General features: G+C 57.8%; 21 protein-coding genes and 2 pseudogenes. 11 read left to right on the forward strand and 12 right to left on the reverse strand.

Annotation, left to right across the window (positions count from 1 at the left end):
• Positions 1-18 precede the first annotated feature (18 nt).
• Positions 19-660 carry a DUF2459 domain-containing protein gene (locus tag IPM58_08150; protein MBK9307045.1) on the forward strand — a complete coding sequence of 214 codons (642 nt, stop codon included), beginning with the start codon at positions 19-21 and terminating at the stop codon, positions 658-660.
• A gap of 68 nt (positions 661-728) precedes the next feature.
• Here IPM58_08150 and IPM58_08155 read toward each other — a convergent pair whose 3' ends face one another.
• The 6 genes and pseudogenes from IPM58_08155 to IPM58_08180 form a co-directional block, all read right to left on the reverse strand.
• On the reverse strand, positions 729-2,072 hold the full coding sequence (locus IPM58_08155; GenBank protein ID MBK9307046.1) for a TolC family protein: 1,344 nt from the start codon (positions 2,070-2,072) through the stop codon (positions 729-731).
• A gap of 13 nt (positions 2,073-2,085) precedes the next feature.
• Positions 2,086-3,417, reverse strand: a complete 1,332-nt coding sequence (locus IPM58_08160; GenBank protein MBK9307047.1) for an HlyD family type I secretion periplasmic adaptor subunit — start codon at positions 3,415-3,417, stop codon at positions 2,086-2,088.
• Between the two features lie 10 nt (positions 3,418-3,427).
• Positions 3,428-5,219 (reverse strand): annotated as a pseudogene (locus IPM58_08165) (type I secretion system permease/ATPase).
• Between the two features lie 271 nt (positions 5,220-5,490).
• On the reverse strand, positions 5,491-6,603 hold the full coding sequence (locus tag IPM58_08170; GenBank protein ID MBK9307048.1) for a hypothetical protein: 1,113 nt from the start codon (positions 6,601-6,603) through the stop codon (positions 5,491-5,493).
• A 1,092-nt stretch (positions 6,604-7,695) separates the two neighbouring features.
• Positions 7,696-8,865, reverse strand: a pseudogene (locus tag IPM58_08175) (IS3 family transposase).
• Between the two features lie 52 nt (positions 8,866-8,917).
• Positions 8,918-9,256, reverse strand: coding sequence for a hypothetical protein (locus IPM58_08180; GenBank protein MBK9307049.1), 339 nt, complete (start codon positions 9,254-9,256; stop codon positions 8,918-8,920).
• Between the two features lie 303 nt (positions 9,257-9,559).
• Between IPM58_08180 and IPM58_08185 the strand changes: the two genes are divergently transcribed.
• Together IPM58_08185 and IPM58_08190 are read left to right on the forward strand one after the other, a co-directional pair.
• On the forward strand, positions 9,560-9,859 hold the full coding sequence (locus IPM58_08185) for a hypothetical protein (protein MBK9307050.1): 300 nt from the start codon (positions 9,560-9,562) through the stop codon (positions 9,857-9,859).
• Positions 9,798-10,076: a hypothetical protein gene (locus tag IPM58_08190; protein ID MBK9307051.1), complete on the forward strand. Its 279-nt coding sequence runs from the start codon at positions 9,798-9,800 to the stop codon at positions 10,074-10,076. The genes IPM58_08185 and IPM58_08190 overlap by 62 nt, the downstream gene beginning before the upstream one ends.
• 63 nt (positions 10,077-10,139) lie before the next feature.
• On the opposite strand, the gene IPM58_08195 is transcribed toward IPM58_08190, so the two are convergent.
• From IPM58_08195 to IPM58_08205, 3 genes are all read right to left on the reverse strand, one after another.
• Entirely contained in the window at positions 10,140-10,766 is a 627-nt protein-coding gene (locus tag IPM58_08195; protein MBK9307052.1) for an ABC transporter substrate-binding protein, read from the reverse strand.
• 145 nt (positions 10,767-10,911) lie between these two features.
• Complete coding sequence (locus IPM58_08200; protein ID MBK9307053.1) at positions 10,912-11,112, reverse strand: dodecin domain-containing protein; 201 nt, start codon at positions 11,110-11,112, stop codon at positions 10,912-10,914.
• Positions 11,113-11,349: 237 nt separating this feature from the next.
• Positions 11,350-11,874 (reverse strand): hypothetical protein, encoded by a 525-nt coding sequence (locus IPM58_08205; GenBank protein MBK9307054.1) that lies wholly within the window; start codon positions 11,872-11,874, stop codon positions 11,350-11,352.
• Positions 11,875-12,242: 368 nt separating this feature from the next.
• On the opposite strand from IPM58_08205, the gene IPM58_08210 reads away from it, so the two are divergent.
• A complete protein-coding gene (locus tag IPM58_08210) occupies positions 12,243-13,349 on the forward strand; it encodes a fructose 1,6-bisphosphatase (GenBank protein MBK9307055.1) in 1,107 nt (368 codons plus the stop codon).
• Positions 13,350-13,411: 62 nt separating this feature from the next.
• Here IPM58_08210 and IPM58_08215 read toward each other — a convergent pair whose 3' ends face one another.
• Together IPM58_08215 and IPM58_08220 are read right to left on the reverse strand one after the other, a co-directional pair.
• Complete coding sequence (locus IPM58_08215) at positions 13,412-14,347, reverse strand: SufD family Fe-S cluster assembly protein (protein ID MBK9307056.1); 936 nt, start codon at positions 14,345-14,347, stop codon at positions 13,412-13,414.
• A complete protein-coding gene (locus tag IPM58_08220) occupies positions 14,334-15,062 on the reverse strand; it encodes an ATP-binding cassette domain-containing protein (protein MBK9307057.1) in 729 nt (242 codons plus the stop codon). Before IPM58_08220 ends, IPM58_08215 begins: the two co-directional genes overlap by 14 nt.
• Positions 15,063-15,393: 331 nt before the next feature.
• Between IPM58_08220 and IPM58_08225 the strand changes: the two genes are divergently transcribed.
• The 7 genes from IPM58_08225 to IPM58_08255 all read left to right on the forward strand — a co-directional run bounded on the left by IPM58_08225 (position 15,394) and on the right by IPM58_08255 (position 22,682).
• Positions 15,394-15,891, forward strand: a complete 498-nt coding sequence (locus IPM58_08225; GenBank protein MBK9307058.1) for an Hsp20/alpha crystallin family protein — start codon at positions 15,394-15,396, stop codon at positions 15,889-15,891.
• Between the two features lie 21 nt (positions 15,892-15,912).
• Positions 15,913-16,149, forward strand: coding sequence for a hypothetical protein (locus tag IPM58_08230; protein MBK9307059.1), 237 nt, complete (start codon positions 15,913-15,915; stop codon positions 16,147-16,149).
• Between the two features lie 339 nt (positions 16,150-16,488).
• The gene (locus IPM58_08235) at positions 16,489-17,061 is read left to right on the forward strand and encodes a Slp family lipoprotein (GenBank protein MBK9307060.1); all 573 of its coding nucleotides are present in this window, start codon (positions 16,489-16,491) and stop codon (positions 17,059-17,061) included.
• A 66-nt stretch (positions 17,062-17,127) separates the two neighbouring features.
• On the forward strand, positions 17,128-18,231 hold the full coding sequence (dnaJ, locus tag IPM58_08240; GenBank protein MBK9307061.1) for a molecular chaperone DnaJ: 1,104 nt from the start codon (positions 17,128-17,130) through the stop codon (positions 18,229-18,231).
• Positions 18,232-18,476: 245 nt separating this feature from the next.
• On the forward strand, positions 18,477-21,557 hold the full coding sequence (locus tag IPM58_08245; protein ID MBK9307062.1) for a PAS domain S-box protein: 3,081 nt from the start codon (positions 18,477-18,479) through the stop codon (positions 21,555-21,557).
• Positions 21,554-22,207, forward strand: a complete 654-nt coding sequence (locus IPM58_08250; protein ID MBK9307063.1) for a response regulator transcription factor — start codon at positions 21,554-21,556, stop codon at positions 22,205-22,207. Before IPM58_08245 ends, IPM58_08250 begins: the two co-directional genes overlap by 4 nt.
• Positions 22,208-22,421: 214 nt before the next feature.
• Positions 22,422-22,682 carry a hypothetical protein gene (locus tag IPM58_08255; protein MBK9307064.1) on the forward strand — a complete coding sequence of 87 codons (261 nt, stop codon included), beginning with the start codon at positions 22,422-22,424 and terminating at the stop codon, positions 22,680-22,682.
• A 681-nt stretch (positions 22,683-23,363) separates the two neighbouring features.
• Here IPM58_08255 and IPM58_08260 read toward each other — a convergent pair.
• Positions 23,364-24,224: a VacJ family lipoprotein gene (locus IPM58_08260; GenBank protein MBK9307065.1), complete on the reverse strand. Its 861-nt coding sequence runs from the start codon at positions 24,222-24,224 to the stop codon at positions 23,364-23,366.
• Between the last annotated feature and the right edge of the window lie 5 nt (positions 24,225-24,229).

A 24,229-nucleotide genomic window follows, 5' to 3' on the forward strand; every position in this document is an offset into this window, starting at 1 on the left:
GACATACAGGGATGAACCGTGACGCGTTGCGGTGGCTCTGGGGCCGCGATAGTCCTTACCCTGTTGTCGGCTTGCGCGTCACCGGTCGATGGCTTGTGGCCTCCCCCTCCGGAGCCCGTCCAGCACACTGTCTCCGTGTCGATCGACACCTGGCATGCGATGATCGCCTTTCGGGTCGACACGCCTGACGTTTCACGCTTCACGCCTCACGCATATGAGGAGTGGGGTTATGCCGAGCGTGCTTGGTACCTGGAGGGAAAGACGGGTGTGAGCGGTGTCGTGCGGGCTCTCCTTTGGCCGACCGAAGGCGTCGTCGAGGTCGGGCTCCATGATCGTGTCTGGGCGGAGCGTACACCCCAGCCGCCCTCCGACCTCTTCACCTTTCGACTGACCGAAGAAGGCCATCAGCGATTGCGTCAGCATCTGCATGCAACCTTGTTGAACGAGGAACCAGTGGCCTCGTTCCATCAATCCGTGTTTTATCCCGCGAAACGTTCCTACCATCTGTTTTATACCTGTCATCAGTATGCGGCGCAGGCCTTGCGCGAAGCAGGCTTGCCGGTCTCCCCGTTCTGGGCCTTCAGCCGAACGAGCCTCGCGTGGCAACTGCGGCATGCAGCACGGGCGTGTTCGCCTCCTCATCAGCAATGTCGCGGGTGAAGGATAGAAGAAAGATGAATATCTGCCTCACGGCTCAGTGCGCTGTGTCCTCTCTCGATAGGAGATCATCAGGTCCGTGCCAGCCAACTGTTGAGTTCCTCCATGTCTGTTCGCGAGAGGGTGCCGCCCCAGACTCGTAACGCCACCAAGGACCGGATATAGTCGTAGCGGGCTCGGGCGTGGGCGAAGCGGGATTTCAAGAGATTCTTCTTGGCTTCCAGCAGGGCCACGATCGTGGCCGCCCCCAATTCGTAGCCTCGTTGCTGCCCATCTCGGGCCTTGACGCGGGCCTCCACCTCGCGAGCGGTTGAGGCCATCCGCGCGTACCCGGTTTGGGCCCGCAGATACGCGGTTCGGGTCTCTCGTTCGATCTCCCGTTGCTTCTGCAGGTGCTGATACTTGGTCGTTTCAAAGCGGGCGAGGGCTTCGCGTTCTCCGGCCCTCACGCTGCCTCCGGAATACAACGGCACAGTGAGTTGCACTCCTAATGTGCCGACGGTATAGGGGTCCAGCTGACGGTTGTCAAACCCGCCGTTCTTGGCATAAATGCCGGCCATCTGCAGAGACAACTGGGGGAGATGGTTGGCCCACTGACTGGCAATAGTCTTGGCGGCGGCATCCATCGCGTGCTGCAAGGCTCGGATCGCCGGATGACGCGCCACGGCGTTGGCCACCCACTGGTCGGACTCTCCAGGCACCGGTGGCAGTTCCTCTCGCGTGAGCCGCGCCAGATCAGCCACCGGCACCCCGACTACCTCGCGGACCTTCTCCAAGGCGACGGCCTTGCCATTGTCGATTTCGAGCTCGCGCGTCTTGAGCGTGTGGTAATAGGCGTCCACCTCGTAGAGATCCGTGATTTTCGCCATGGCACGCTCGTACAGGCGACGCATCCGCTGCAGATCCCGGTCGGTCAGGTCGAGCTCGCTCCGTACGTACCCGGCTTCATCATGGGCTTCCAGGAACTCCAAGTAGCGATCGACGAGGTCTGTGGCGAGCCCCATGCGGGCGTCGTCTAAGTCCTGCTCCGTCTGTTTGACCGTCAACCCGGCGCCTTCATAGGCGCGATACGACGCCAGATCGAAGAGCGCTTGCCGGGCCTGGACGATGCCGCGTAATCCCTGATATTGCGTGGTGATATCCACCGTCTGCCCCGTGAAGCGGGTAGGGACTTCCTGGGTGAATTCGTTCCACGTGACGTTGCCGATGGCCGACACCTGGGGCAAGAGCTTGCTGCGCGCCTGCTCCTTCTGGGCCTCCGCCTGCATGATGGAATACTTCCGGCTCTCGACCACCGGATTCGTGGTGAGGGCCAGATCGTAGAGTTGGAGTAAATTGGCCGGTGATCGTTCGGCCGCTTCGACAGCCGAGCTGAGGACTATCAGGATCACCATGAGCACGCTTCGGGTATGCATCGTCGTGCTCCGCTCAATCCTCGATTAAGGCACGCTTGAAACTATCGGTCAGGGGTTTCATCACATACTGGACCAGCGTCCGGGCCCCGGTCTGGATGAGCACCTCCGCCGGCATCCCCGGCACCAGTGCGAGCTCGGCCGTACTCAAGGCCTCAAGGCCTTCGGGAGAGACCGCGACTCTCGCCAGATAGTAGGCGGTCTCGCCGTCTTGATGGTCCCCGATAAGACGATCCGCCGACACACTGATCAGCGTGCCCTCGATCGTCGGGAGATCTCGGGTCTTGAACGCGCTGAACCGCACCTCCGCACGCTGGCCGACCTTGACCCGATCAATGTCGATGGGATCGACTTGCGCTTCGATGATCAGGTTCTGATCTTGCGGGACAATGTCGAGCAACCGTCCACCTGGTTGAATGACGGCCCCGATGGTATGTACGGTCAACCCCAACACCATCCCTGAGACAGGAGCCTTGATGACGGAGCGGTTAACCGTGCTCTCAATTGATTGTACTTTCTCGCGGAGTTGGAACAAATCGGCCTGGACGTCGCTCAGCTCTTTGGCGACTTCCCGTTGGAGGTCTTTGTGCAGTTGGAGAATTTTTAGTTCGATCTCTGCGATCTGCAACTCGCTCGCGGCCATATCGGACAGGAGTTGCCCGCGCTGGCCTTCACTCTGCGCCAGGGCGCGCTCTAATTCCTCGACCTTCTGTTTCTCAGTAAACCCCTCTTGTAAGAGGCTCTTGAAGTCGTGGAGGTCGGCTCGGTAGGATTCTACGAGTCGATTTCGACTGCGCGTCTGCGCGCGCAGGCCTGTCACTTTCGCGTGCAGTTGCTCGATCTGTCGCCGATACACCGCACGTGCTCCGTCGGTCGCCGCCTGGCGCACGTTGAATGTTTGATCCTGCAACCGGATGGCGTCTTGGACGCGCGGGTCGTCCCGCTGTGCGAGCAGGTCCTGAGGGTAAGGCACGCTTGGGAGGCCGTCGCGTTGCGCCGCCAGGCGGGCTTCCTGTGCGAGTCGCAGATAGAGCTGCCCACGGAAGACTTCGAGTTGGGCGCGAGACTGGGTATCGTCCAGTGTCGCGATGACCTGGTCAGCTTGCACGGCATCTCCATCATGCACCGCCAGGCTTCGAATGATGCCCCCCTCCAAATGCTGCACGGTTTTCCGGTAGTGTTCGACCGCAATCACACCGGGTGCCAAGGCGGCACTCTGGAGCGGCGCGAGGGAAGCCCAGGTGCCGAATCCGCCAAAGACCACCAGCACGAGGACCAGTCCCTGCCGACGGATCGCACGATCATCACTCAAGGCAGACTGTGGCGCAGCGAGTAATAGTTTAGCCATGGGACACTCCTTATGGGTTCAGTCCTGATACAACCGACATGGCCTGGCCTTCCGGTACCACTGCGGTCGGTCGTGGCGAAGCCGCCACGGCGTGTGGTTGAGTCATGGCCGCCAACACCTTGTCTCGGGGCCCGTACAGGGCCAGTTTGCCGTGGGTGATCAGCGCGATCCGATGCACGGCCTTCAGGATCGTCGTCCGATGCGTGACCACCACCACCGTACACCCGTGCTGCTGTAATTGGTGTAACGTCATCTGGAGCGCGGCTTCCCCGGCCATGTCGAGATTGGCATTGGGTTCATCCAGCACCACCAGGCGCGGGCGTCCGTAGATCGCTCGGGCAATGCCGATCCGTTGTTGTTGCCCCGCCGACAGCGCTACGCCTCCGCCGATCAACGGCGTGTCATAGGCCTGCGGGAAGGTCAGCACCATCTCGTGGATTCCTGCCAACTGCGCCGCGTCAACGACCTGTGTCGGGTCGACCACCCCGAAGCGGGCGATGTTCTCCGCCACGGTGCCGTCGAGCAATTCCACATCTTGGGGAAGGTACCCAATAGACTGGCCGAGCTGGGTCCGATCCCAGTTCTGCACGTCGGCGCCATCTAGGCAGGCCCGCCCGCGCGCCGGAGGGTACAGGCCGAGCATCGCCCGCGCGACGGTGGATTTGCCGGCCGCGCTCGGCCCGATCAGCGCCACGGTCGTTCCCGGCTCGATGGTGAGGGTGACTCCGTTGAGGATGGGCTCTTGCCGCCCCGGCACCGTGATGACGAGATCATCCAGTGTGATCTGTCCCCGTAACGGGGGGAGTGTCATGCGGGGTTCTTCGGCTGGAATGGCGCGCAGCAGGGTCTCGAGCCGTTGCGAGGCCTCACGTGCCCCGAGGAATCCGCGCCAGCCCGCAATCATTTGGTCCAACGGCGCCAGCGCGCGCCCCAAAAGAATGGACCCGGAGATGACCAGCCCTGGCGTGATCTGCTTCTGAATCGCGAGATAGGCCCCCAAGCCCAACGCCAAGGATTGAATCGTCAACCGGTAGGTGCGTGACAACGCGTTGATCAAGCTCGCCTTGGTGCTGGCCCGACTCTGCAGCGCCAACACCTGTCGTTGTTTCATGTGCCAGCGAGCCCGCAAGCGGGGCAGCATCCCCATGGCCTCCACCACTTCGGCATTGCGAAGATTCCGCTGCGTAAACTGGGTGGCCTCGAGCGCGTCCCGGTTCGCCTCCGCCAGATCGGTGCGCGTCGCCAGCTCGTTCCAGAACGTCAAGCCCAGTAACAGGAGCACGGACACGACCGCCACGATCCCAAAGTACGGATGAAACAAGAACATGAATCCCACATAGATCGGGATCCAGGGGGCATCGAAAAAGGCCAGCAACCCAGGGCCGGTCAAGAATTGGCGGAGTTGCACGACATCGCTCAGCGGTTGGGCCGTCGACACCTGCCGGCTGCTGGTGAGCGACTGGGCAAAGATGGCGTCGAACACCCGTTCCCCCAGCTGTTCGTCGAGCCGGGCACTGGTCGCCACCATGATTCGGGAGCGGATCCATTTCGAGTCCGCCCAGCACGAGAAAGAGAAAGACGGTGATCAGGGTGAGCATCAGCAGCGTCGACTCGCTCCCGCTCTGCAACACCCGGTCGTACACCGCCAGCATGTAAATCGCCGGCACGAGCATCAGGAGATTGACGAACAGGCTAAAGAACGCGGTACTCAGAAAAGACCCGCGACAGGCCGCCAGGGCCTGGCGTAGATCGGAGGAGTCGCTCGTTACAGGTATGGCTGGTGTGGCGGTGTTTGGTTTCATCATGGTTATCGCCGGTGCATGAAGCTATGGAGAAGCAACAATGACCTCTCATGTCTGATGAAGACGCATAAATCCATTAGTCACAACGTCGCAAATTTGGCTACCTATGTAGCTCATCGTACTGGAGCTTTCAAGCCATATGGCCGGATCTTTTGGTCGGTCCATTTGGATCAGGCATGCACGCCGTCCCTCCTGACAGACATTTCCATGTTCCCGCCTCGGCCCACGCAGGGCGCCCCGGACAGGAACGCCCTTTGTGGTGTCACGAGTCTTAGAGGAGAATGTCGCTGCCAGGATGCCCCGCTTGGACGAAAAGCGCCGGAGCACCGGTCAACTGAATCTCCATTTCCGCCGCTGCATCCAGATCGGTGTTGACCCGCAGGATCCCTCCCGAATACCAGGCCCGACCAAGCCCGCCTGGCGCTGCGCCGTTCCAGATGAAAGCCTGGTTGCCGGCTATGAAGGGATTGGCATCGATTGTGGAGAGGTCAATCCGGTCGCCTGCAAGCACTCCTCGTCCGTTAAAGTCGGTGATGACATCCCGACTTAGGACACCAGGTCCGCTTTCGTTGACCGCATTGTAATCGAAGGTATCGAACGCCAATGTCCCACCACCTCCGGTCAGGACATCGCGACCGGCCGCACCGGTCAGATGGTCGTTGCCGGTCTCCCCGTTGAGGGTGTCATTGCCGGTGCCGCCGTTGAGCCGGTCGTTGCCGGTAAACCCGAGGAGCGTGTCATTACCAGATCCACCGTTGAGGATATCGTCGCCCGTCCAGCCGTCCAGGCGGTCGTTGCCGGCCTCCCCGTTGAGGGTGTCATTGCCGGTGCCGCCGTTGAGCCGGTCGTTGCCGGTCCACCCGAGGAGTGTGTCATTGCCGTCGCCACCGTTGAGAATATCGTCGCCTGTCCAGCCGTCCAGGCGGTCGTTGCCTCCCAGGCCGTTGAGGGTGTCATTGCCAGCCTGGCCGTTGAGCACGTTGTTCAGGCCATTGCCGGTAAGGGTATCGTTGAAGTTCGAGCCGGTGAGATTCTCAATGCTCACGAGACGGTCCAAGCCGGCCCCTCCCGTGTTCTGGAACCCCGCCAGATTCAGGTTGACGGAGACAGGACCTGCACCAATATACGAGGCGGTATCGGTCCCGAGCCCCCCGTTGAGGGTGTCAGTGCCGGAGCCCCCGTTGAGGGTGTCATTGCCGGCCTCACCATTAAGCGTGTCATTACCGGCTTCCCCGTTGAGAGTGTCATTGCCGATACCCCCGTTGAGGATATCGTTACCAGCACGCCCAAACAATTGATCGTTTCCACCAAATCCAAAAATACTGTCAGCGACGTTTGTGCCTATGAGAGTATTATTTGAGTTATTTCCGAATATGATCGCCATTACAACCTCCTAAGTTGGTGTGGTCTCCTGCCCGGATCTTCCGGGTCAGGGTGAATGAGGGAGAACGGTCTTCGTCTAGGCCTGCCCCTCCCTCATGATTCCTACTCACTTCCCTGCGGGGTGCTGTGCCCCTCTCACCTCGGCGTCCGCCCTCCTTTCCTTCCGAGGGGTTCCGAATTGTGCGCACGACACTGCCGACTGACCGCTCTCACCCGACCGAGCCTACGTGCTATGCCACGAGCGTCTGCTTTCGTCGGGAATCCCTCCGCCGAGAGATTCGTGCAGCCTTCAGGCTGCCTCTGCAGAGCCGGCCACAACACGTTACGTTCGCTGTTGGGGCAAGAGGCTCGGGCGTGTGTAGAGCAAGCTCGATGCCGACCTCAGGGGACGACGTGGACGGTGGTAGATGGCCTGCCAAGCGTACGTAATTACTACAATATGAACGCAATCTATGAAGTCATACGTAGGCGGATACTTCTGCCGATGAGCGGCGAATGTATCGGAAGAGATACGGCGATGAATCCAATCAGATACAGGGGTGACTGTCCGGTGGGGCATCATCTCCACTATCCAAGCCGGGCGACCGTGTTCATAGCCTGATGGCGCAACGGGCAGGCTACGGACACGCACGGGTCGTCTCCGGTCCGCTGAGGGAACCAGGAACATGGGTGGGCGACCGGGCTGAGCCTCAGATGCGTGTGGAACCATAGCCCACACTTCCTCCGTGAAGGTGCGGGTACCAGGAGATGTGTATGGTTATGGGAAGGTGTTACATGAATGTTGTGATGGAGCTAAAAATGGAGTTAACATTTCCTCATAGGTTCATGTTCGAGAAACAGGGGCGGGAGACGTTTCGAGACAGGATTCCCCGGTGACTCCTGAATCGGCCACGGCGGACATCCCCGGATGGGGACGCCCGCCATGGAGCCGCAAGTCTTACAGGAGAATGTCGCTACCGGCCGATGCCGGATTGACGACGAGCGGTGGAGCGCCTAGCAGCTGAATCTGGAATTCCGGGGCCGCATCTCCATCGGTGCTGCCCGACAGAACTCTGACCTCGGTTGTCAATAGTGGACGCCATGAATGACAGCCTCACACCGCCGGTTGTTGACGGGCCCACTGCTGGGCAAACGCCACTGGCGAGCGATTCCCGAGGCGTGAGTGCCGCCGCTGTCGGTTATAGAAGATCTCGATGTACTCCGCGATCTCGCGCCGTGCTTGCTCACGGGTCTCGTAGCGCCGGTGATGCACCAGTTCGTTCTTCAGCGTGCCCCAAAAACTTTCCATCGGAGCATTATCGTAGCAGTTGCCTCGCCGACTCATGGACGCGGTCATACCACATTGGCGGACCTGATCTTGATAGGCCTGGGCACAATACGGTGAGCCACGATCGAGTGGTGGATCAGTCCCGGGTGTGGGCGCTTTGCCCATACCGCCGCGCCCAGCGCCTGGCTCACCAACTCCGTCGTCATCCGAGCCCCCATCGCATGTCCGACGACCTCGCAGGTGAACAAATCCTTGATGCCCGCGGATACAGCCAGCCTTCCGCGGTCGGCACGTACGTGATGTCGGTCACCCAGGTCTCGTTCGGTCGTGTGGCGGCAACGGTCTGCGCCAATACGTTGTCCGCGACCGGCCGCGCATGCGTCGAATCCGTGGTCGTCGTGAACCGGCGGACCTGGGTACAGCGCAGGCCCAGTTTCTTCCGCAGTCGCTTGATGCGGCCGATCCCAGCGGGGAACCCGTCGGCATGCAATTCGGCTTGAAGCCGTTCCGGGCCGTACGTCTGACGGGTGCGCACATGGGCGGCGGATCGCCACTTCCAGCCGCGCATTCTCCTGATCGCGTTTCGACGGCCGCCGATACTGCCAGGCATAGTAGCCGCTTCGAGACACCTCCAGCACCCGGCACAACAGACTCAGCGGATAGTGGGCACGCAGCGTCCTCATCAGCGCGTACCGGGCAGCTGCGCCTTCGCAAAGTACGCGGTGGCTTTTTTAAGATGTCGCGCTCCATCCGTGCTTCCGCAAGATCACGTTTGAGCCGGGACAGCTCTGCTTCTAGCTCCGTCACGGGCCGTCGGCTCGCGCCCACTGTCGCAAGCTGGCCGTGCCGAGCTCGCCCGACCCAGTTCTTGAGCGTTTTGCCCGACATGCTCAGGCGCCTGGCTGCCTCCGGAATCGTCACCTGCTGTTCCAGGACTAGCCGCACGGCCTGCTCTCGGAACTCCTTCGTATACTGCTGCCGCGGTATCTGTTCCATCTCACACCTCCAGACCTCTGATTGTAGGTTGAAGGCGTCCACTTTTTCGAGCCTAGCTCAGTACATCCGTCATCTCGGCGACCAAAGAGGGTTGCGAAATGGTCTGGCCGTGACCTATGGACAAGGGGCCGTCGAGGTAGGCAAACAGAGCATACTTCCCCGGCACGAGGCGATGGCGTGGCACATGCCTCATCGCGGCAATGACGGCAGGATTCTTAATGCCGCGAGGGACAATGTATTGATCGACCATCCGGTTGCGTTCTGTCTCGCGGTTGGAATCCATGGAAGAAGAGTCCGTTGCTCGGCTACAGGAGGAGATCCAGACCAGCAGACTGATGAGCGCGATGCAAGTGAGTGTACAGCACAAGGGACGTTGATCGGACCGTCTCATGGCTTTCCCTCGCTAAGCAGTCAAGGTCATCCTGTTAAACAGGAGCAATCACGATGCCATGCTTGTTGTGCCGGAAAACAACGCGGAAGGTCATAGCGAGTTGGCGTAGCTGTAGCGTTCCACGACATCTATGACTGCGGTGTTGTGGCACAGTATCCCTGCTCCGTGTAAGTTCGATCGGCGCTCCCACTCCAACCTTTCGGAGCGATTCAGCTTTTCCTCGATCTGTCTAGTGGCATCAGCCTTGCTCGCTTGACTTCGTTTCAGGTGACAAGCGTGAGGATGGTGTCATCCCGATCGATCATGATTGAACCGCTCATCATCGAATCGCCCAGAGTTAGGCTCGCACAAGAACCGATGGAGATTGTGGAGCGGAAGGGGCTAGGGCATCCCGATACCATTTGCGACGCCGTGATGGAATCCGTGGCCGTCGAGCTAGCGCAGGCCTCTCTCAAGCGGTGCGGTCGCGTCCTTCATTTTAATGCCGATAAGGGGATGCTGGTGGCCGGCCAGCGCCGAGGCCGCACCGGGGAAGAATCCCGTGGCCCATGTCGGGAAGATGTATACCGTCCTGGCCCAGGTGTTGGCGGAGGACATCCATAAGAAAGTGCGCGGGCTGCTGGATGTGACCGTATGGATGACAAGCCAGATCGGCCATCCGATTTTCTTGCCGCAATCCGTAGTCGTCGAGGTCATTCCGGCAAGCGGGACGACGCTCGCGGCCGTGCGCCCGCAAATTCAGCGCGAAGTCCAGCGGGCTTTCAGGACCATGACATCCTTCTGCAAGGCATTGACGCGGGGTGTCAACCCGGTCTACTGAGAGAAGGAAGGAATCCGACGGCACAGGCATGACATTGAGACATGGGAACGCCACGCATCAGTCTTACGAAGTCGGTTCGTCTACTACCGTTCGTTCGCGCAATTTCTTGATCAATTCCTGATAGGAAGTCTCACGAATGATCTTCTGGAACTGACTCCGATAATTCTTTACCAGACTTATTCCGTCTACGACGAGGTCGTAGGCATGCCACCGGCCTTCATTCATGAGGAGACGGTAGTCGACGGGAACGGTTGTCTTGTCAGAAACGAGCTCCGTTCTGACTTCCGCATAGGTTCCTTCGATCCGTTCCGATAGATATTCCACTTGCTCTCCGCTATAGCCTTCGATCCGCTCGGCGTACCGGTCGATCAGAAAACCTTTGAAGGCCTCGACAAACTCCGCACGCTCGGCCGTGGTGAGAGGTTTCCACTCGACGGCGAGCGCGCGTCTTGACATTTCCGCATAGTCGAATCTGCTGGCGATAGCCTCCGCCAGCATGTGGCGACGCGGTATGAGTTTGGCCGGGTCCTTCAGTGCCGGGTCTTCGAGGATTCGGATGACCTGGGTGATCGTCCCACGAACAGCTTCGGTGGGTGATTCAGATCTGGGTGCCGCCGCAAGGACGACGGGCCAGACGAGAACAAGCTGCACTACAGTATGAAGGACGAAGCCCCACACAACTGCGCGCACCCTCTCTCGGATTACCTCTCGTTGTGGCCACTCGCCAAGCACACAACCTCTCCACTCATCCCTTCGTCTGTCGATATCGCCACGGCACCGTCGAAGTGTCTCCTGATCAGGCGGTGACGCGAGGCGATAAACTTTCGGCTCGTCGTTAATCCATGACGAACGTGACCTTCAGATCGACGCGATACAAGGTGACCTTGTTGTTTTCGACCACGACATGTTGCTCTGCCACCCACGCCGACTTGATCCCGTGGAGGGTCTTGGATGCTCGGGCGATTCCTTGGGCGATGGCATCCTCAAAACTCGTGGGCGAATCGGAGCTGATCTCGATGATTTTGGCAACGGACATAAGATTCCTCCCTTCTCGTCATGCGCATAAGCGCTCATGATAGTTCCTCAACCGATATCTGACTAGACATTCAGCAAGGGCGAGGCCAGTTTCGTTCAGGAGGAAGCTTGATCTTTATGCCATATCTCGGAGGGTTAGACGGGAGGGGAGAAATGACGGACTCAAGGATTGGGGAACTCTGCTACAAGGAGCGACGATGACCTGTAGCAAGAGGGTACAGGTCGCAAGCTGGCATGCCTATCGAGACCGCTCCGGAGAAGAATAACCGGAACCTTCTCCTTCTTTGTCACAGGCCACGTTCCACAGCGCCTCGTTGATGCTGCCTGACTCGATGGGAAGTCCGGAATCTTGGGCAACCGCGACCGAATGCTGCACACCGGTGCCCATGTGCTGAGAGTGCTCAGAGGACGCCAACAGCTGAACACGTTGATTGATGCAGTCAAATTCTTTGTGCGACTTCGTCGAGAAAAACCGGTGGGGACCCATCATGAACCGCCCAAACGGCGCGTTCCCTTGCATTACCTTATAGTCGGTTAACTGCCACAGTGTGACAAGCGCTCCGTCTCGACGAATCGTCGTTGGATCGAAATACACCATGTTCCGTGCCGGGGATTGGTAGGCGCTGTCAACGGCCACCCAGGCTTCTCCAGGAGGCATCACGCCATAACCCAGGGGTTGACGGAGCTGGTAACCAGAGTCTCCGCACGAGGTGAGCGCGAGCAGAATAACGAGAAGAAGGCCGGGAGCGAAAATCTGAGGCATGCACATCTCGCGGATACAACATCGTAACAAAGGCCCGATGGAACGGACAAGCTGAGCTAGGAAGGGGGTGCCATCGTCTCTCGTCATCGAAACGATTAGTCACAGGCATGTGCTTCTGCTTCTCACAGCTTTCCTCATACTCATTCATGATTAGGAAAGGACCCTGTCCACTGTTGCATCTTGCCCCATCGAACCCTACTTCCCTGTAGACGCCTACCCCAACTATTCGATGCCCGTGCTTCGAATCTCCATACACCAATTATGGGAATCCGTGAACGAATCGTCTATGAACGTTGTGGCATCGGGATTGCTCAGTTTATGTTCAGGCAAGAACTGCGCTCATTGTCCTCCGGAAGAGGAGTATCACCATGAAAGTCACCCTCAGCATCATCAAAGCTGATATCGGTTCTATCGGCGGCCATATCTGTCCCTCGCGACAAGTGCTGGAAAGCGTTCGGAATCATATCGCCAAACACGGCTCCGCTCTGTTGATCGACCACTATGTCAGTAGTACTGGTGATGATATCGCGATCTTGATGAGCCACAAACATGGCGCAGGACATGAAGCCGTCCATAAACTGGCGTGGGACGCGTTTCTCGCCGGGACAGCAGTGGCCAAACAGCAGGGGCTGTACGGGGCCGGTCAGGATTTGTTGAAAGACGCCTTTTCGGGCAATGTGCGCGGGATGGGACCGGCCGTGGCGGAGATGGAATTCAACGAGCGGCCGAATGAGCCTTTTCTGTTCTTCGCGGCCGACAAAACAGATCCCGGGGCCTTTAATCTCCCGCTCTATCTGGCCTTCGCCGACCCCATGAACACACCGGGTTTAATACTGGCGCCCAACATGGCGCAAGGCTTTCGCTTCGTCATCATGGACGTGAATCATACGGAAGGTGACAAGCTCATCGAGCTCGATGCCCCGAAAGAATTGTACAAGATTGCCGCGCTGTTGCGGGACACCGAACGGTATGTCGTGGAATCGATTTGGTCCGTTGCCAGCGGCGACCAAGCGGTGGTGGCATCCACCTCACGGTTGCATAACATTGCCGGGAAGTATACCGGCAAGGACGACCCGGTGATGCTAGTGCGGGTTCAGAAGGATTTCCCGGCGACGGGCGAGGTCTTAGCGCCCTATGCCGTCGGTCCGTATGTGGCAGGTGGTATGCGTGGCTCTCACCAGATGCCCTTGATGCCGGTCCCGCTTCAGTCGGGTATCAGCTACTTCGATGGCCCTCCGGTGATCACCTGTGCCGCCTTCGCCATGCACGAAGGCCGGTTCACCGAACCAGCGGACGCGTTCGCCCATCCGTTCTGGAACCGGGTACGGGACACCGTGTCTGAGAAAGCCATCGGCATGCGACGCCAAGGTTTCTTTGGTGCTGCGATGCTGCCCATGGCGGAACTGGAGTATACCGGCATCATGGAAAATCTGAAGGCATTGGAACCACGATTCCGTGTGCGAACGGATTCGTGATCAGACACGACTGACATTTTCTGCGTCGCCAGCAAGATCATGGCGTTGAGTGAGACGACTTGTCAGCGAAGAATTCCGCTCACGATCATCTCCACCGCTTGCTCCGGCGTGAGCCCACGCGCCATCAACGTTTCCAATTCTTTCTTGTTCACACTCCCGATGGCTGCTTCGTGGGTGACCTTGGCTTCCGGGTGAAACACTCGCACGATGGGGATCGCGCTGGCCTGTGCCCGGCCCTGCACGACTTCCATGCAATCCACGTGACCGCGGGCTCCTTGTGCATGGGCTTCAGTGATGCCGGTGATTTCCGCACGGGCTTCGTCTTCGAGCACCACGCGTGTCTTGATCAGACCCCGTGAGCGTTCCCCTCGAAGTATGACGGCTTCCTTGAGCATGATCTGATCGGTCCTGTGCGCAAAAATCTTTGCGGTGAGTTCGGCGATCCCGTCTTCTTCCACTTCGACAAGATAATCGATGTCGAGACTACCCACTGAACCAGAGAGCAATGAGAAGTCAGAAAAATACCGCGCCCCTTTCCCGATCTTCACCGTCGCGTGGGGAATGACCAGCATGCCGCCGTGAGGGCCGTGATAGTGGCCTTCGGTGTACGTGAGCGACGCGCCTGGGCCGACGGCAATCGTGGCCTGCATGCGATGCTCTGCAGCGGTGGCGACAGGGAAAAGGCAATGGGAGAGCACGTGCGCCGTCGCCCTCTCTTCCACGAAGACGTCGATCTGAATGCGTTGACGGCCCGTCGGATGGGCCAGGCCGAAACACATGTGGATGGGCTGCGCGATGGTCACGCCTGCTTGAATGGTCATTTTCCCGACGAGCGCGTCTGGAGTTTCTTCCACATCCAGTTGGAGACCTGGTACAGACCGTCGGCTCAGGATGCGATGGCCGTGTCCGATGACATGCGCGATGCTCGTATCATCGAGAATCGAGGGCTCAGCTCCGACCATCGGGAGGGTGCGTCTCAGGTCCTCAAGGTCGGACATAGTTACATACCTCCCCGTCGCAACGAACGCAGGTTCGTCCGCGGAAATGATCGACAGCTTTCCGTGGACTGCCGGAGAAGATGATGCGTCCGGCGCAGAGCTGCGAGGCTCGGTCGGCAATGAGTGCAACCTCTTCCTGGTGGGTGATCACGAGGACCGATCCCCCCGCTGCCTTCAGTGCGTGAATGATGTCGATGATGTGGTTAATCGAGAGCATGTCGATGCCGGCGGTGGGCTCATCAAGGATGGCCAGCGTCGGCTTCATCGACAGGACGGAGGCGAGCTCCACTCGATGACGCTCGCCTCCACTGAGGGCTTTATCAACTCGCCGATTCAGGTAGCGATCGGGGTCCAGGCCGACTTGGAGCAGCGCCGGTTCTGGATCGAGCGAGGCACGGCCTAAGGTCAGGTACTCGCGGACTGTGATGCCTTCGAACCGAGCGGGCTCTTGCCAGGCGAGGGTCACGCCCAACTTCGCCCGTTCATACATCTTAAGTGAGAGAAGGTCTGCGCCTTTGAACATCGCGGTTCCCGCCGTCGGCACATACCCGTCGCAACCCATGAGGAGATAGGCAAGGGTGGTCTTGCCGGATCCGTTCGCTCCAAGGAGAGCATGGATTTCTCCCGGGTCGATGGTAAGACCGAGTCGATCGAGAATCCTCTGATCGCCCGCGGTGAAGGTCAGATTGCGAATGTCCAAGAGAGGAAGAGTCATAGTCTACACCACGCCTCTTAATTTCTTGTGCATCGTGCGTGCCGTGAGGCGGCACAGTCAGTAGGCGATTCCTCTAGGAGTCAGTCAACACAAACGTGGCGTTCTGCAGCAAGGGAACGAACTTGTGTGGGGAATTAGTCCCCACTGTCCCGCCCCATCGAGATCAGCGGCCGCACGTGCGACTAGGGCTCAGCACGATTCATCAACAACTTGGCAACGTGAATCACGATGGCATCGTCGTTGCTGAGGCAGACAAAGGGCAAAGAGCCAGCGCGCATCAGTGCGCCTGAGGGTAGAAACCACAACGAACCCCTAGCCAGGAGGATGTGTCATGGCCAAAGCAGAAGAAAAAGCTGTCGCCACTAAGAAACCGGGTGAAATCGCGTCGCGAGTGGAGGACATCGAGCATTGGATGGAGCGCTTCATGGACGACATGTGGCGGCGTCCATTTCCCAATCTGTGCGGACGGGACCGCTGGTTGCCTCTCCGTCCGTCGTCGGTGCGTATGCCTTCGCTCGACGTGTACGAGGAAGGAGACTCCGTGGTGGTCAAGACCGAACTTCCCGGGATGAAGAAGGAAGATGTCGAAGTCAATCTCGCAGGGGAAACCTTGACCATTAAAGGCGAGAAAAAAGATGACAAAGAAGTGAAAGAGGACAATTACTATCGCCGTGAGCGGTCTTACGGGTCGTTCTTGCGGAGCGTGGGTTTGCCTGGTGAAGTGAAGAGCGACGAAATCAAGGCTTCCTTCAAGGACGGTGTATTGGAAATCCGGATGCCGAAGACGGAAGAAGCGAAGAGGAAATCCGTCTCAGTGAAGATCGATTAGTACTGTGTGAGGTCGGAGCGTATGAATCTTCGATTCATGATTGGGTTGTGCGCGTTGGTGATAGGAGTATTGAGTGTGAGTCTCTGTCAGCCGCCGACCCCCAGAATTGCCGAAGGCGAACGACCCGCAGATGTGGTTGCGTCGTCCATCAATGCCACAACTGAGGACATCCTCATCGTCTTCGGATCCGCGAAGTCAGCCGACCAGGTACGAGATCTGGATGGCCGGCTTTCGAACTTCTCGAGGCGCTTGCGCTAGCACAGACTCAAGCACTCGGAACGGCGCAAGGGACTAGGCTCACACCTCCTGCGTGACTCAATGTCTGAGTACTCGTTTGAAACGATTCTCGCGGTCGTGGTCGCCATTGTGCTGTGTTGGATTTTCTGGTGCAGAGGGAAATCCAACTAGTCGGGGAACCCTGCCCCATCGCGCCGCAGTCGTTGTCTGAACTTGGGGCAATCTCCCCCAATTCCCGTCCAGGCCATCCATCATGGTACGAGCGGCGTTCCCTCAAACTTCTGCCGGTGACACATGAGATTCCGCTTGCGAGCTCGCTCGTGTTTCGGTCAGGCATTCCTCTTGCTGAACTAAGGTTGCATGGATCTTCGACGTGCGACGAGCGTCACGAAAGTAATTGCGGCTGTTCTCTCGATCTTATGGGTTGTGGGATGCGGCGGTGTGCCGGTTGTGCCACCCGATCTTCAGCAAAAAATCGAGCGAGATGTGTCATTTCAGCAGATACAAGACTCACCGCTCTCCTACAAAGGTCAGTTCGTCGTGGTTGGAGGAACCGTGCTTTCCGTCAAGCCGCTCAAACAAAACGGCACGCAAATCCAGGTTCTCCAGCTTCCGCTCTCGAGTGACGACGAACCCCATGGTCCGTTGACGAAATCCGGTGGGCGCTTCCTCGCGTTCCACAAAGAGTTCCTCGATCCGGCGACGATTCCTACCGGGACACGAGTCACGGTGGTGGGCGAAGTGACCGGTTCGACGACGCAGATGTTAGACGAGGTCGAGTATGCCTACCCGACGATCGATATTGCCTCGTTGACGATTTGGCCTCCCAAACTGCAGGCCTTCTGGTTCCATCCCTATCCATACTTCGGTGCCTATTGGGGACCGTACTGGGGGCCTTCGCATTGGAGTCCCTATGGATTAAGGAGAAGATGACATTGAAGAACGAGGCTACGGCATGACGATCGTGTATCTCATCTAAGAGGTTGAGGAGCCATCCCAGTGCCCGAGGTCAACACGAAGAGGGATTATTACGAAGTGCTTGGTGTGAATCGAACCGCGACGCGCGATGAGATCAAGCATGCCTATCGGCAGTTGGCCTTGCAATACCATCCTGACAAGAATAAGGATCCCGACGCGGCGGCAAAGTTCCGTGAACTTGCGGAAGCCTATGCCGTGCTGTCCGATGATACGAAGCGAAATGAATACGATACGACCGGCCATGCCGGCGTCAGTGAACGGTGGTCGGCAGACGACCTCATGCGGGATTTCCAGTTCGGGGATTTGTTTGGAAGGCGCATGAGGCCCGGACCGGATGCGGCGAGAGGGGCGGATCTTCGCTACGACGTGGAACTGACGTTGGAAGAGGCCGCCCGCGGAGGAGAGCGGGAGATCCATCTCACGCGCTCAGAGAAATGTACGGATTGTGGAGGCAGTGGGGCCAAGGCCGGCACGAAGCCCTTGTCCTGTCCCGATTGCCGAGGAAGCGGACAGAAGCAAGATGTGAAACTAAGGAAAGATGTGCGGCTGGTGACGCTGACGACATGTGCGCATTGCCAAGGACGGGGGCAGATCGTCGAATCTCCCTGTCCACTCTGCCAGGGCAGCGGCTATCGATTTCTTCCACACACGTTGAAAGTGAAGGTTCCGCCTGGAATTGACGACGGTATGCTCATTCGGTTGCCTGGCCAAGGTGAGGCGAACGCCAACGGTGGGCCTCCAGGCGATCTTCTCATCAGTCCTCATATCCGGCGCCATCCCTCGTTCGAACGTCGTGGCGACGATCTCTATATGGTTCAATCGATCAGCTTCCCTGATGCGGCGCTCGGCAGAAAGTTGTGTGTGACGGGGTTGGGAGGAGAGACACTGCAAGTCGCGGTTCCGGCTGGAACTCAGAGCGGCACTGCGCTTCGGCTGAATGGGAAAGGCATGCCCAAGGTCGTAGAGAAAGGCAAGGGCGATCTCTTTGTCGTGGTGGAGGTGCGGACGCCTACCGAGATGTCGGATCGTGAACGCGCACTCATGCAACAATTGGCTGAGCTGCAACAGTCTTCGACGCACCATGAGTCTCTCAAGGTCAAGAAGCTCGGTCCGTCCATGTTCTGAAGGCTGGAGGCATCGACGAGCCATCAAGCAACCAGTCTCTCTTTACCGCGCTTGCGCTTTTCTCTGGTCCGTACTGCCCATAGTGATGATCTCAGGGAAACTCATTGGGATAGCCGAGCCGTACAGTTTCATAGGGGCATGCTGATCTCCGATCGGTCTCACATGTGCCTGAAGGTACACGTCCGCGATCAAAATTGTGGGCTTGCGGGACCTACGTAAGAAGACTAGAATTAAATTCTCTCGCCATGAAACCCAAGGCCATCAAGAAAAAGCGTTGGGTAAGGGCAAGGCCACCTTCGCCGGTCCTTCACCCAGGAGATCGGCAGGAACGTTGGGCCAGATCAGCAAAGGACGAGGTCTTTGCCGAAGCCTTCCGCCTGAGTCCTCACCCGATCGGTATCACGGAACTCGAGACCGGACGCTGTCTGGAGATCAATGACGCGTGTCTCGAGATCTTCGGGTTTCGTCGAGACGAAGTCATTGGAAAGACCACCTTGATGTTGGGAATCTGGCCCGACCCTCTCGACCGTGCAAGACTCGTCGATCGACTTCGTGCTGAAGGGGCGGTCAGGAATCATGAAGTCTCCATGCGGATGAGGAACGGAGAATGCCGACAGTTCCTCATCTCCACGAGCATGATCACCCTCACAGGGAAAGCGTGCATCCTCACGGTCGGCAATGACATCACCGAACGCAAGCAGGCCGAGGAGGTGCTTCGCCGGTTGAACGAGACGCTTGAACAGCGTGTCGACGAGCGCACGACGGCATTGAGGACGGTGCAAGCCAGGCAACAACTTCTGCTGACGTCCGCTCCGGTGGTGCTCTACGCCTGTAAGGCAGACGGGGATTATGCCGCCACATTCGTCAGTGAGAACGTGGTGGCGCAGCTCGGGCATAGCCCGAAAGACTTCACGAGTCACTCGGACTTTTGGATGAGTCATATCCATCCCGATGATCGTGCGTATGTGTTGGCTGGCCTTTCGAGAACCTTTAAACATGGCCGTCATATCCACGAATACCGGTTCCTGCATAAGGATGGAGCCTATCGCTGGCTTCGCGATGAAGTCCGCCTGCTCCGCGATGAGGCGGGTACGCCGCTCGAACTCATCGGGTTCCAGATCGACGTGTCCGACCAGAAACGGGCGAACGAAGCACTGCGCGAAGGCGAAGAACAATTTCGGTTGTTTATCGAACACGCCCCTGCTGCGATCGCTATGTTTGACCGGGACATGCGTTATTTGGGAGCGAGCCGGCGCTGGTTGGAGGATTATGGGCTCTACGGAGATATTCTGGGTCGGTCCCACTATGACCTGACTCCCGATTTTCCGTCATGGTGGAAGGAAGTCCATCGGCGAGGTCTGACGGGAGAAATCCTCAGTTCGGATGAAGACCGCTTCGTCCGATCCGATGGCACCATCCAGTGGGTCACCTGGAGTGTTCGCCCGTGGTACAGCGGGGATACGGTCGGCGGTATCGTGGTTGCCACCGAAGACGTGACGGCCCGTGTGGAAGCGAAGCGTGCCCTTCACGAGAGCGAGGAACGATCGGATCAGGTCATTCGCCTGGCTAACTTTGGGATTCTTGATCATGACCACCGCGCCGGGACCGTCTACTGGTCGCCGGTGATGAGAGAAATGTATGGAGTTGGGCCCGATGAGCCGGCTTCCGTCGAAGGGTATCTCGCGCTCGTCCATCCGGATGACCGAGAAGCGGTGGTGACGGCGATGACGGTGACGAATCATTCAGTCGGTGACGATCTGAACTTGGTGGAGCATCGTGTGGTGCGGCCCGACGGTAGTATCCGTTGGTTGAGCTTGCGATCATGGACGCTGTTTGACGATGAGGGAACAGATCGTCGCCCCACACGAACCCTGGGAGCGATGATCGACATTACGAAACGCAAACAAGCTGAGGAGGCACTGAAGCTCAGCGAGCGTCAATTTGCTTCCTTCATGGATAATTTGCCTGGCTTTGCGTGGATCAAAGACGGTCAAGGTAAATATCTGTACGTCAATCGACTCTTCCAAGAATCTCTGATGGGAGCAGTAGATTGGAAAGAAAAAACCGCCCGTGAGTTGTGGCCGGAAGAGATTGCCGAGCAGCACGAGCAAATTTTTGAGAAAGTATGGGAGACGCGGATGCCACTGCACACGGTGGCGCCGTTCCTGCAAGATGGAGAGGTTCGGCATGCGCTTGTCAGCAAGTTTCCCATTGTTGATCACAAAGGGTCCCCTGCCCTGTTGGGTGGCGTGGCGGTCGATATCACTGAGCGCCAGCAAGCGGAGGAGTTGCTGCGGCAGCAAGCAGACTTATTGAATCAATCCCACGATGCCATTTTTGCATGGAAGATCGGAGGAGGCATCGTGTACTGGAACCGCGGGGCAGAAGAACTCTATGGATGGCGATCGGACGAGGTGATTGGGCGCAGTAGTCACGCGCTGCTCAATACGAGCCCTTCGACGACGACCAAAGAGATGGAAGCTCACCTTGCGCACGAGGGTCGGTGGTACGGTGAGATTACTCACATCGCCAAGGATGGTCGGCGGTTGATGGTCGAGAGTCGGCATGTGCGAGTCATGTACGGTGGCCAGGAATACGCGCTGGAGTCCAATCGTGACATCACTGAACGTAAGCAGGCGGAAGAGGCGCTTCATCGCCAGCAAGTGCAGCTGGAGGAGCTGACGTCGAAGCTCCTGACAGCGCAAGAACAGGAGCGGCGACGAATCGCCCGGGATCTGCATGATGATGTGAGTCAGCGACTGGCGGCTTTGGTCCTGGAGGTCGCGTCGTTCGAGAATCATTCTTCGATCGTACCGGCACAACTGACGCAAGCGTTGATAACGTTGCGGCAAGGATTAGAACAGGTTTCCGACGACGTGCACAGCCTGGCCTATCGTCTCCATCCCTCGCTCTTGGAGCATGCCGGACTGCGCCCGGCTGTCGAAGACCATATCGAGCAGGTTGCTCGGCGCACGGGCCTGCCGATCCGGCTCAAGATTGCCGGGGTTCCAACGGCTGTGCCACTCGATCACGCCACCTGTCTCTTCCGGGTGATGCAGGAGAGTGTCCAGAACATCGTCAAACATGCGCAGGCTACGCAGGCGACCGTCCGGCTTCGTGGGTCTTCTAAAGGGCTTGGGCTGTCCGTCCTAGACAATGGGAACGGGTTTAACGTGGATGGTTTGAGCGTCCATGAACAAGGTCTAGGGTTGAGCAGCATGGAGGAACGATTGCGGCAATTGCACGGGGTTTTCAGAATTCAGTCGAGACCGTCCCAAGGGACGAAGGTCTGTGCGTGGGTACCCTTTGAAGTGGAGGTCACATGAAGCGGCCGCGTATTTTGATGGCAGACGATCACGCCATTGTTCTGGCCGGGTTACGGAAGCTGGTTGAAGCCGAGGGCGAGGTCGTTGGGATGGTGGAAGACGGGCGGGCGTTGGTCGATATGGCGCAGCAGCTCCGCCCTGACATTGTCTTGCTCGATATCTCGATGCCATTGCTGAATGGGCTGGATGCGGCACGTCAGCTGACCAAGCTGGTGCCGGAAAGCAAGCTCATTTTTCTCACCATGCATGCGACCCCTACCTATGCCACGGAAGCCTTTAAGGCTGGAGCCGCCGGGTATCTGATTAAGCGCTCAGCGGCGGTAGAACTGAAGCAAGCGATCCAGGCGGTGATGCGAGGTCAACACTACATGACGCCGCTGATCACGAAGGATGTGTTGGCGGCCACACTGCAATCCCCGGATGGGCAACCTAGTAAGCCGCTCGTGACGTCTCTGACCCAGCGGCAACGTGAAGTGCTCCAGCTTGTGGCGGAGGGAAAGGGAACCAAAACGATCGCCTCCATTCTGAATATTTCCGTGAAAACCGTGGAATTCCACAAGTTTCGAATCATGGGAGAGCTTAATCTGCATTCCACCGCCGAGCTCATCAAGTATGCCATCGCTGAAGGCCTCGTGAGCGTGTCGACCTAGGCATCGGCCGGAGGCTGGACGGGTCTGTAGGGTCATTGAGAAGCTCACGTCGTCACTAGTAAGATACCCTCCTCTTTCTAGAAACTTCCCTAGTTCACAAAGATCGTACTTGCTCGCTAAGATCCTAGCGAAGAGAGTTGAGTGGAGGGGGCGTGCCCGTTAAGGAATGAGAATGATCGAAAAGGAAGAGCCAGTCAGTTCCGAAGAGGGTTCCATGCGAGTTTCAGCGATCATTGACCGTGTCCATCGTGCATTAGAAGAATTTGGTGCCAGTTGCTCGATGGAGGACGTTGTTGGGCTTTGTCCAGAATTGACCTGGAATCAGGTGTATCTCGCCATCGATTATTTGAATAAGACAGGAAGAGTTCGTGTGACACTCGATCCGGATAGAACCTACTCAGTCCAGGCTTACCCAGTCACCACCGAACCATCCCACGTGTCTTCGAGACAAGGTCGCGTTCAGACCACTGTCTAGCAATCGTACAAGACTCCGTCCGACTCGGTTCGGCAAGGGAATATTTTTTCTTGTTAGCGTATCCCGTTCAGGCTGCACCAACCTATTCGAAGCGACTCATGCTGGCCCCTGTGTCTAAGCCAGTTGACAGTACCTCTTCCTCAGACTAAATTTACGGTCGATATTGGTTCCCAGGCGTCCATGGGGCCGGGTTGGCGTTTGGCATCCGACGCTGTGGTGTCAGATGCAGCAGTGTGTTTCAGGGAGGATGTCTATCGGTCTCAGACTTGGGAAGTGTGCTGTGGTGTACTACTTCATTCCGTGAGGGGTCCGGACGAAAGGAGTAGCTATGGATAGTACCTTCATAATGTTTGCGGTCGTGATGCTCGTGATCTTCATCGGCGGTATCATCCTGTACAAGAAGAGCGTCTAGACATCGTTCTACCACGTACCGTCGTTCGTCAGTGGCTCAACACCTGATGCCCTTTGCCGGTTGCCTATTGGGTGTGTTGAGCGTCAATTGAGCGGTGCGCCAATTCCATTTCTGCCTGATCACAGAGGGAGCCAGGCACGGTCTCTGTGTTAACACACCAAGAGCAGGAATGCCGGCCAGCTGCTCGACACGCTCGTACGAGTGTGTCCGCGAGGCACACCAAGAGAAATTCACAAGAAAGACATCACAGAGAGGAAGGCTCTTATCCGCTAGTCTCGGATTGCCTTGGCTCGCTTTTGAAGATAGGCATTACGGACCGCAGCGTAGAGGTCAAGGGTTGATTCTTCAACACCCTGAAACTTCTCCAAGTTTAGAGAGCGATCGTTGACGATCTCTAGCGCACGCGCACCAATCGAAATCGCATAAGTGGCTGCTCGCTCATCGATATCAACTACTGTAGGGATCGAATCAATGCTATGCATGGTCGGGAGGATCAGCCAGTAAATCGGGTTGAGGGCGATGTCTCCGGCATAGCCGATAAGATCCCGAACCGTATAGGGTCCCAATAGCGGCACCATCAGATAGGGCCCTGGTTTAACTCCGTAAAATCCTAGAGTCTGTCCCGTATCCTCTTCCGGTGTGGTGAGGTTGAAGCGCCCTGCCACATCGAAGAACCCCCCGATCCCAACGGTCGTATTAATGAGGAATCGCCCAGCCTCTATCCCTGCGCCCTTGAATTTACCTTGAAATATATTGTTCAGGAATCGTGGCGTTACACGACTATTATAGAAGACGTTGCTGACCCCAATCTGGATGCTATCCGGAACGACAACGTTGTATCCCTTGGCAACCGGCTTCAGCACCCAACGATCGAGCTGCCGGTTGAACTCAAAGAACTTGGTATTGAGAGGTTCCCAAGGGTCATACTCCTCAACCGTCCCTTCACCCGGTTCGGCAAATGGATCAAACGGCTCATCTGAAGATTGATCGTCAGCGGTTACAAAGGGTGGAGGGGTGGAGGAAGAAGTTGAGGAGGCATCCGCGATAAGACCTGCCGAGGAGTTGTGCTCCACGCCTGGAACCTCGGAGCGTGTTGAACCGGTCTGTACCGCACAACCAGCAAGTAGCACGCATA

This window comes from Nitrospira sp. (genome assembly GCA_016715825.1).
Lineage (GTDB): Bacteria > Nitrospirota > Nitrospiria > Nitrospirales > Nitrospiraceae > Nitrospira_D.

What these genes read in the sequence shown, in the direction of transcription:
- IPM58_08155 (MBK9307046.1), bottom strand. Translation starts at nt 2,072, where the DNA reads ATGCATACCCGAAGCGTGCTCATGGTGATCCTGATAGTCCTCAGCTCG.
- IPM58_08160 (MBK9307047.1), bottom strand. Translation starts at nt 3,417, where the DNA reads ATGGCTAAACTATTACTCGCTGCGCCACAGTCTGCCTTGAGTGATGAT.
- IPM58_08170 (MBK9307048.1), bottom strand. Translation starts at nt 6,603, where the DNA reads ATGGCGATCATATTCGGAAATAACTCAAATAATACTCTCATAGGCACA.
- IPM58_08180 (MBK9307049.1), bottom strand. Translation starts at nt 9,256, where the DNA reads ATGAGACGGTCCGATCAACGTCCCTTGTGCTGTACACTCACTTGCATC.
- IPM58_08185 (MBK9307050.1), top strand. Translation starts at nt 9,560, where the DNA reads ATGATTGAACCGCTCATCATCGAATCGCCCAGAGTTAGGCTCGCACAA.
- IPM58_08200 (MBK9307053.1), bottom strand. Translation starts at nt 11,112, where the DNA reads ATGTCCGTTGCCAAAATCATCGAGATCAGCTCCGATTCGCCCACGAGT.
- IPM58_08205 (MBK9307054.1), bottom strand. Translation starts at nt 11,874, where the DNA reads ATGCCTCAGATTTTCGCTCCCGGCCTTCTTCTCGTTATTCTGCTCGCG.
- IPM58_08210 (MBK9307055.1), top strand. Translation starts at nt 12,243, where the DNA reads ATGAAAGTCACCCTCAGCATCATCAAAGCTGATATCGGTTCTATCGGC.
- IPM58_08215 (MBK9307056.1), bottom strand. Translation starts at nt 14,347, where the DNA reads ATGTCCGACCTTGAGGACCTGAGACGCACCCTCCCGATGGTCGGAGCT.
- IPM58_08220 (MBK9307057.1), bottom strand. Translation starts at nt 15,062, where the DNA reads ATGACTCTTCCTCTCTTGGACATTCGCAATCTGACCTTCACCGCGGGC.
- IPM58_08225 (MBK9307058.1), top strand. Translation starts at nt 15,394, where the DNA reads ATGGCCAAAGCAGAAGAAAAAGCTGTCGCCACTAAGAAACCGGGTGAA.
- IPM58_08230 (MBK9307059.1), top strand. Translation starts at nt 15,913, where the DNA reads ATGAATCTTCGATTCATGATTGGGTTGTGCGCGTTGGTGATAGGAGTA.
- IPM58_08235 (MBK9307060.1), top strand. Translation starts at nt 16,489, where the DNA reads ATGGATCTTCGACGTGCGACGAGCGTCACGAAAGTAATTGCGGCTGTT.
- IPM58_08245 (MBK9307062.1), top strand. Translation starts at nt 18,477, where the DNA reads ATGAAACCCAAGGCCATCAAGAAAAAGCGTTGGGTAAGGGCAAGGCCA.
- IPM58_08250 (MBK9307063.1), top strand. Translation starts at nt 21,554, where the DNA reads ATGAAGCGGCCGCGTATTTTGATGGCAGACGATCACGCCATTGTTCTG.
- IPM58_08255 (MBK9307064.1), top strand. Translation starts at nt 22,422, where the DNA reads ATGCGAGTTTCAGCGATCATTGACCGTGTCCATCGTGCATTAGAAGAA.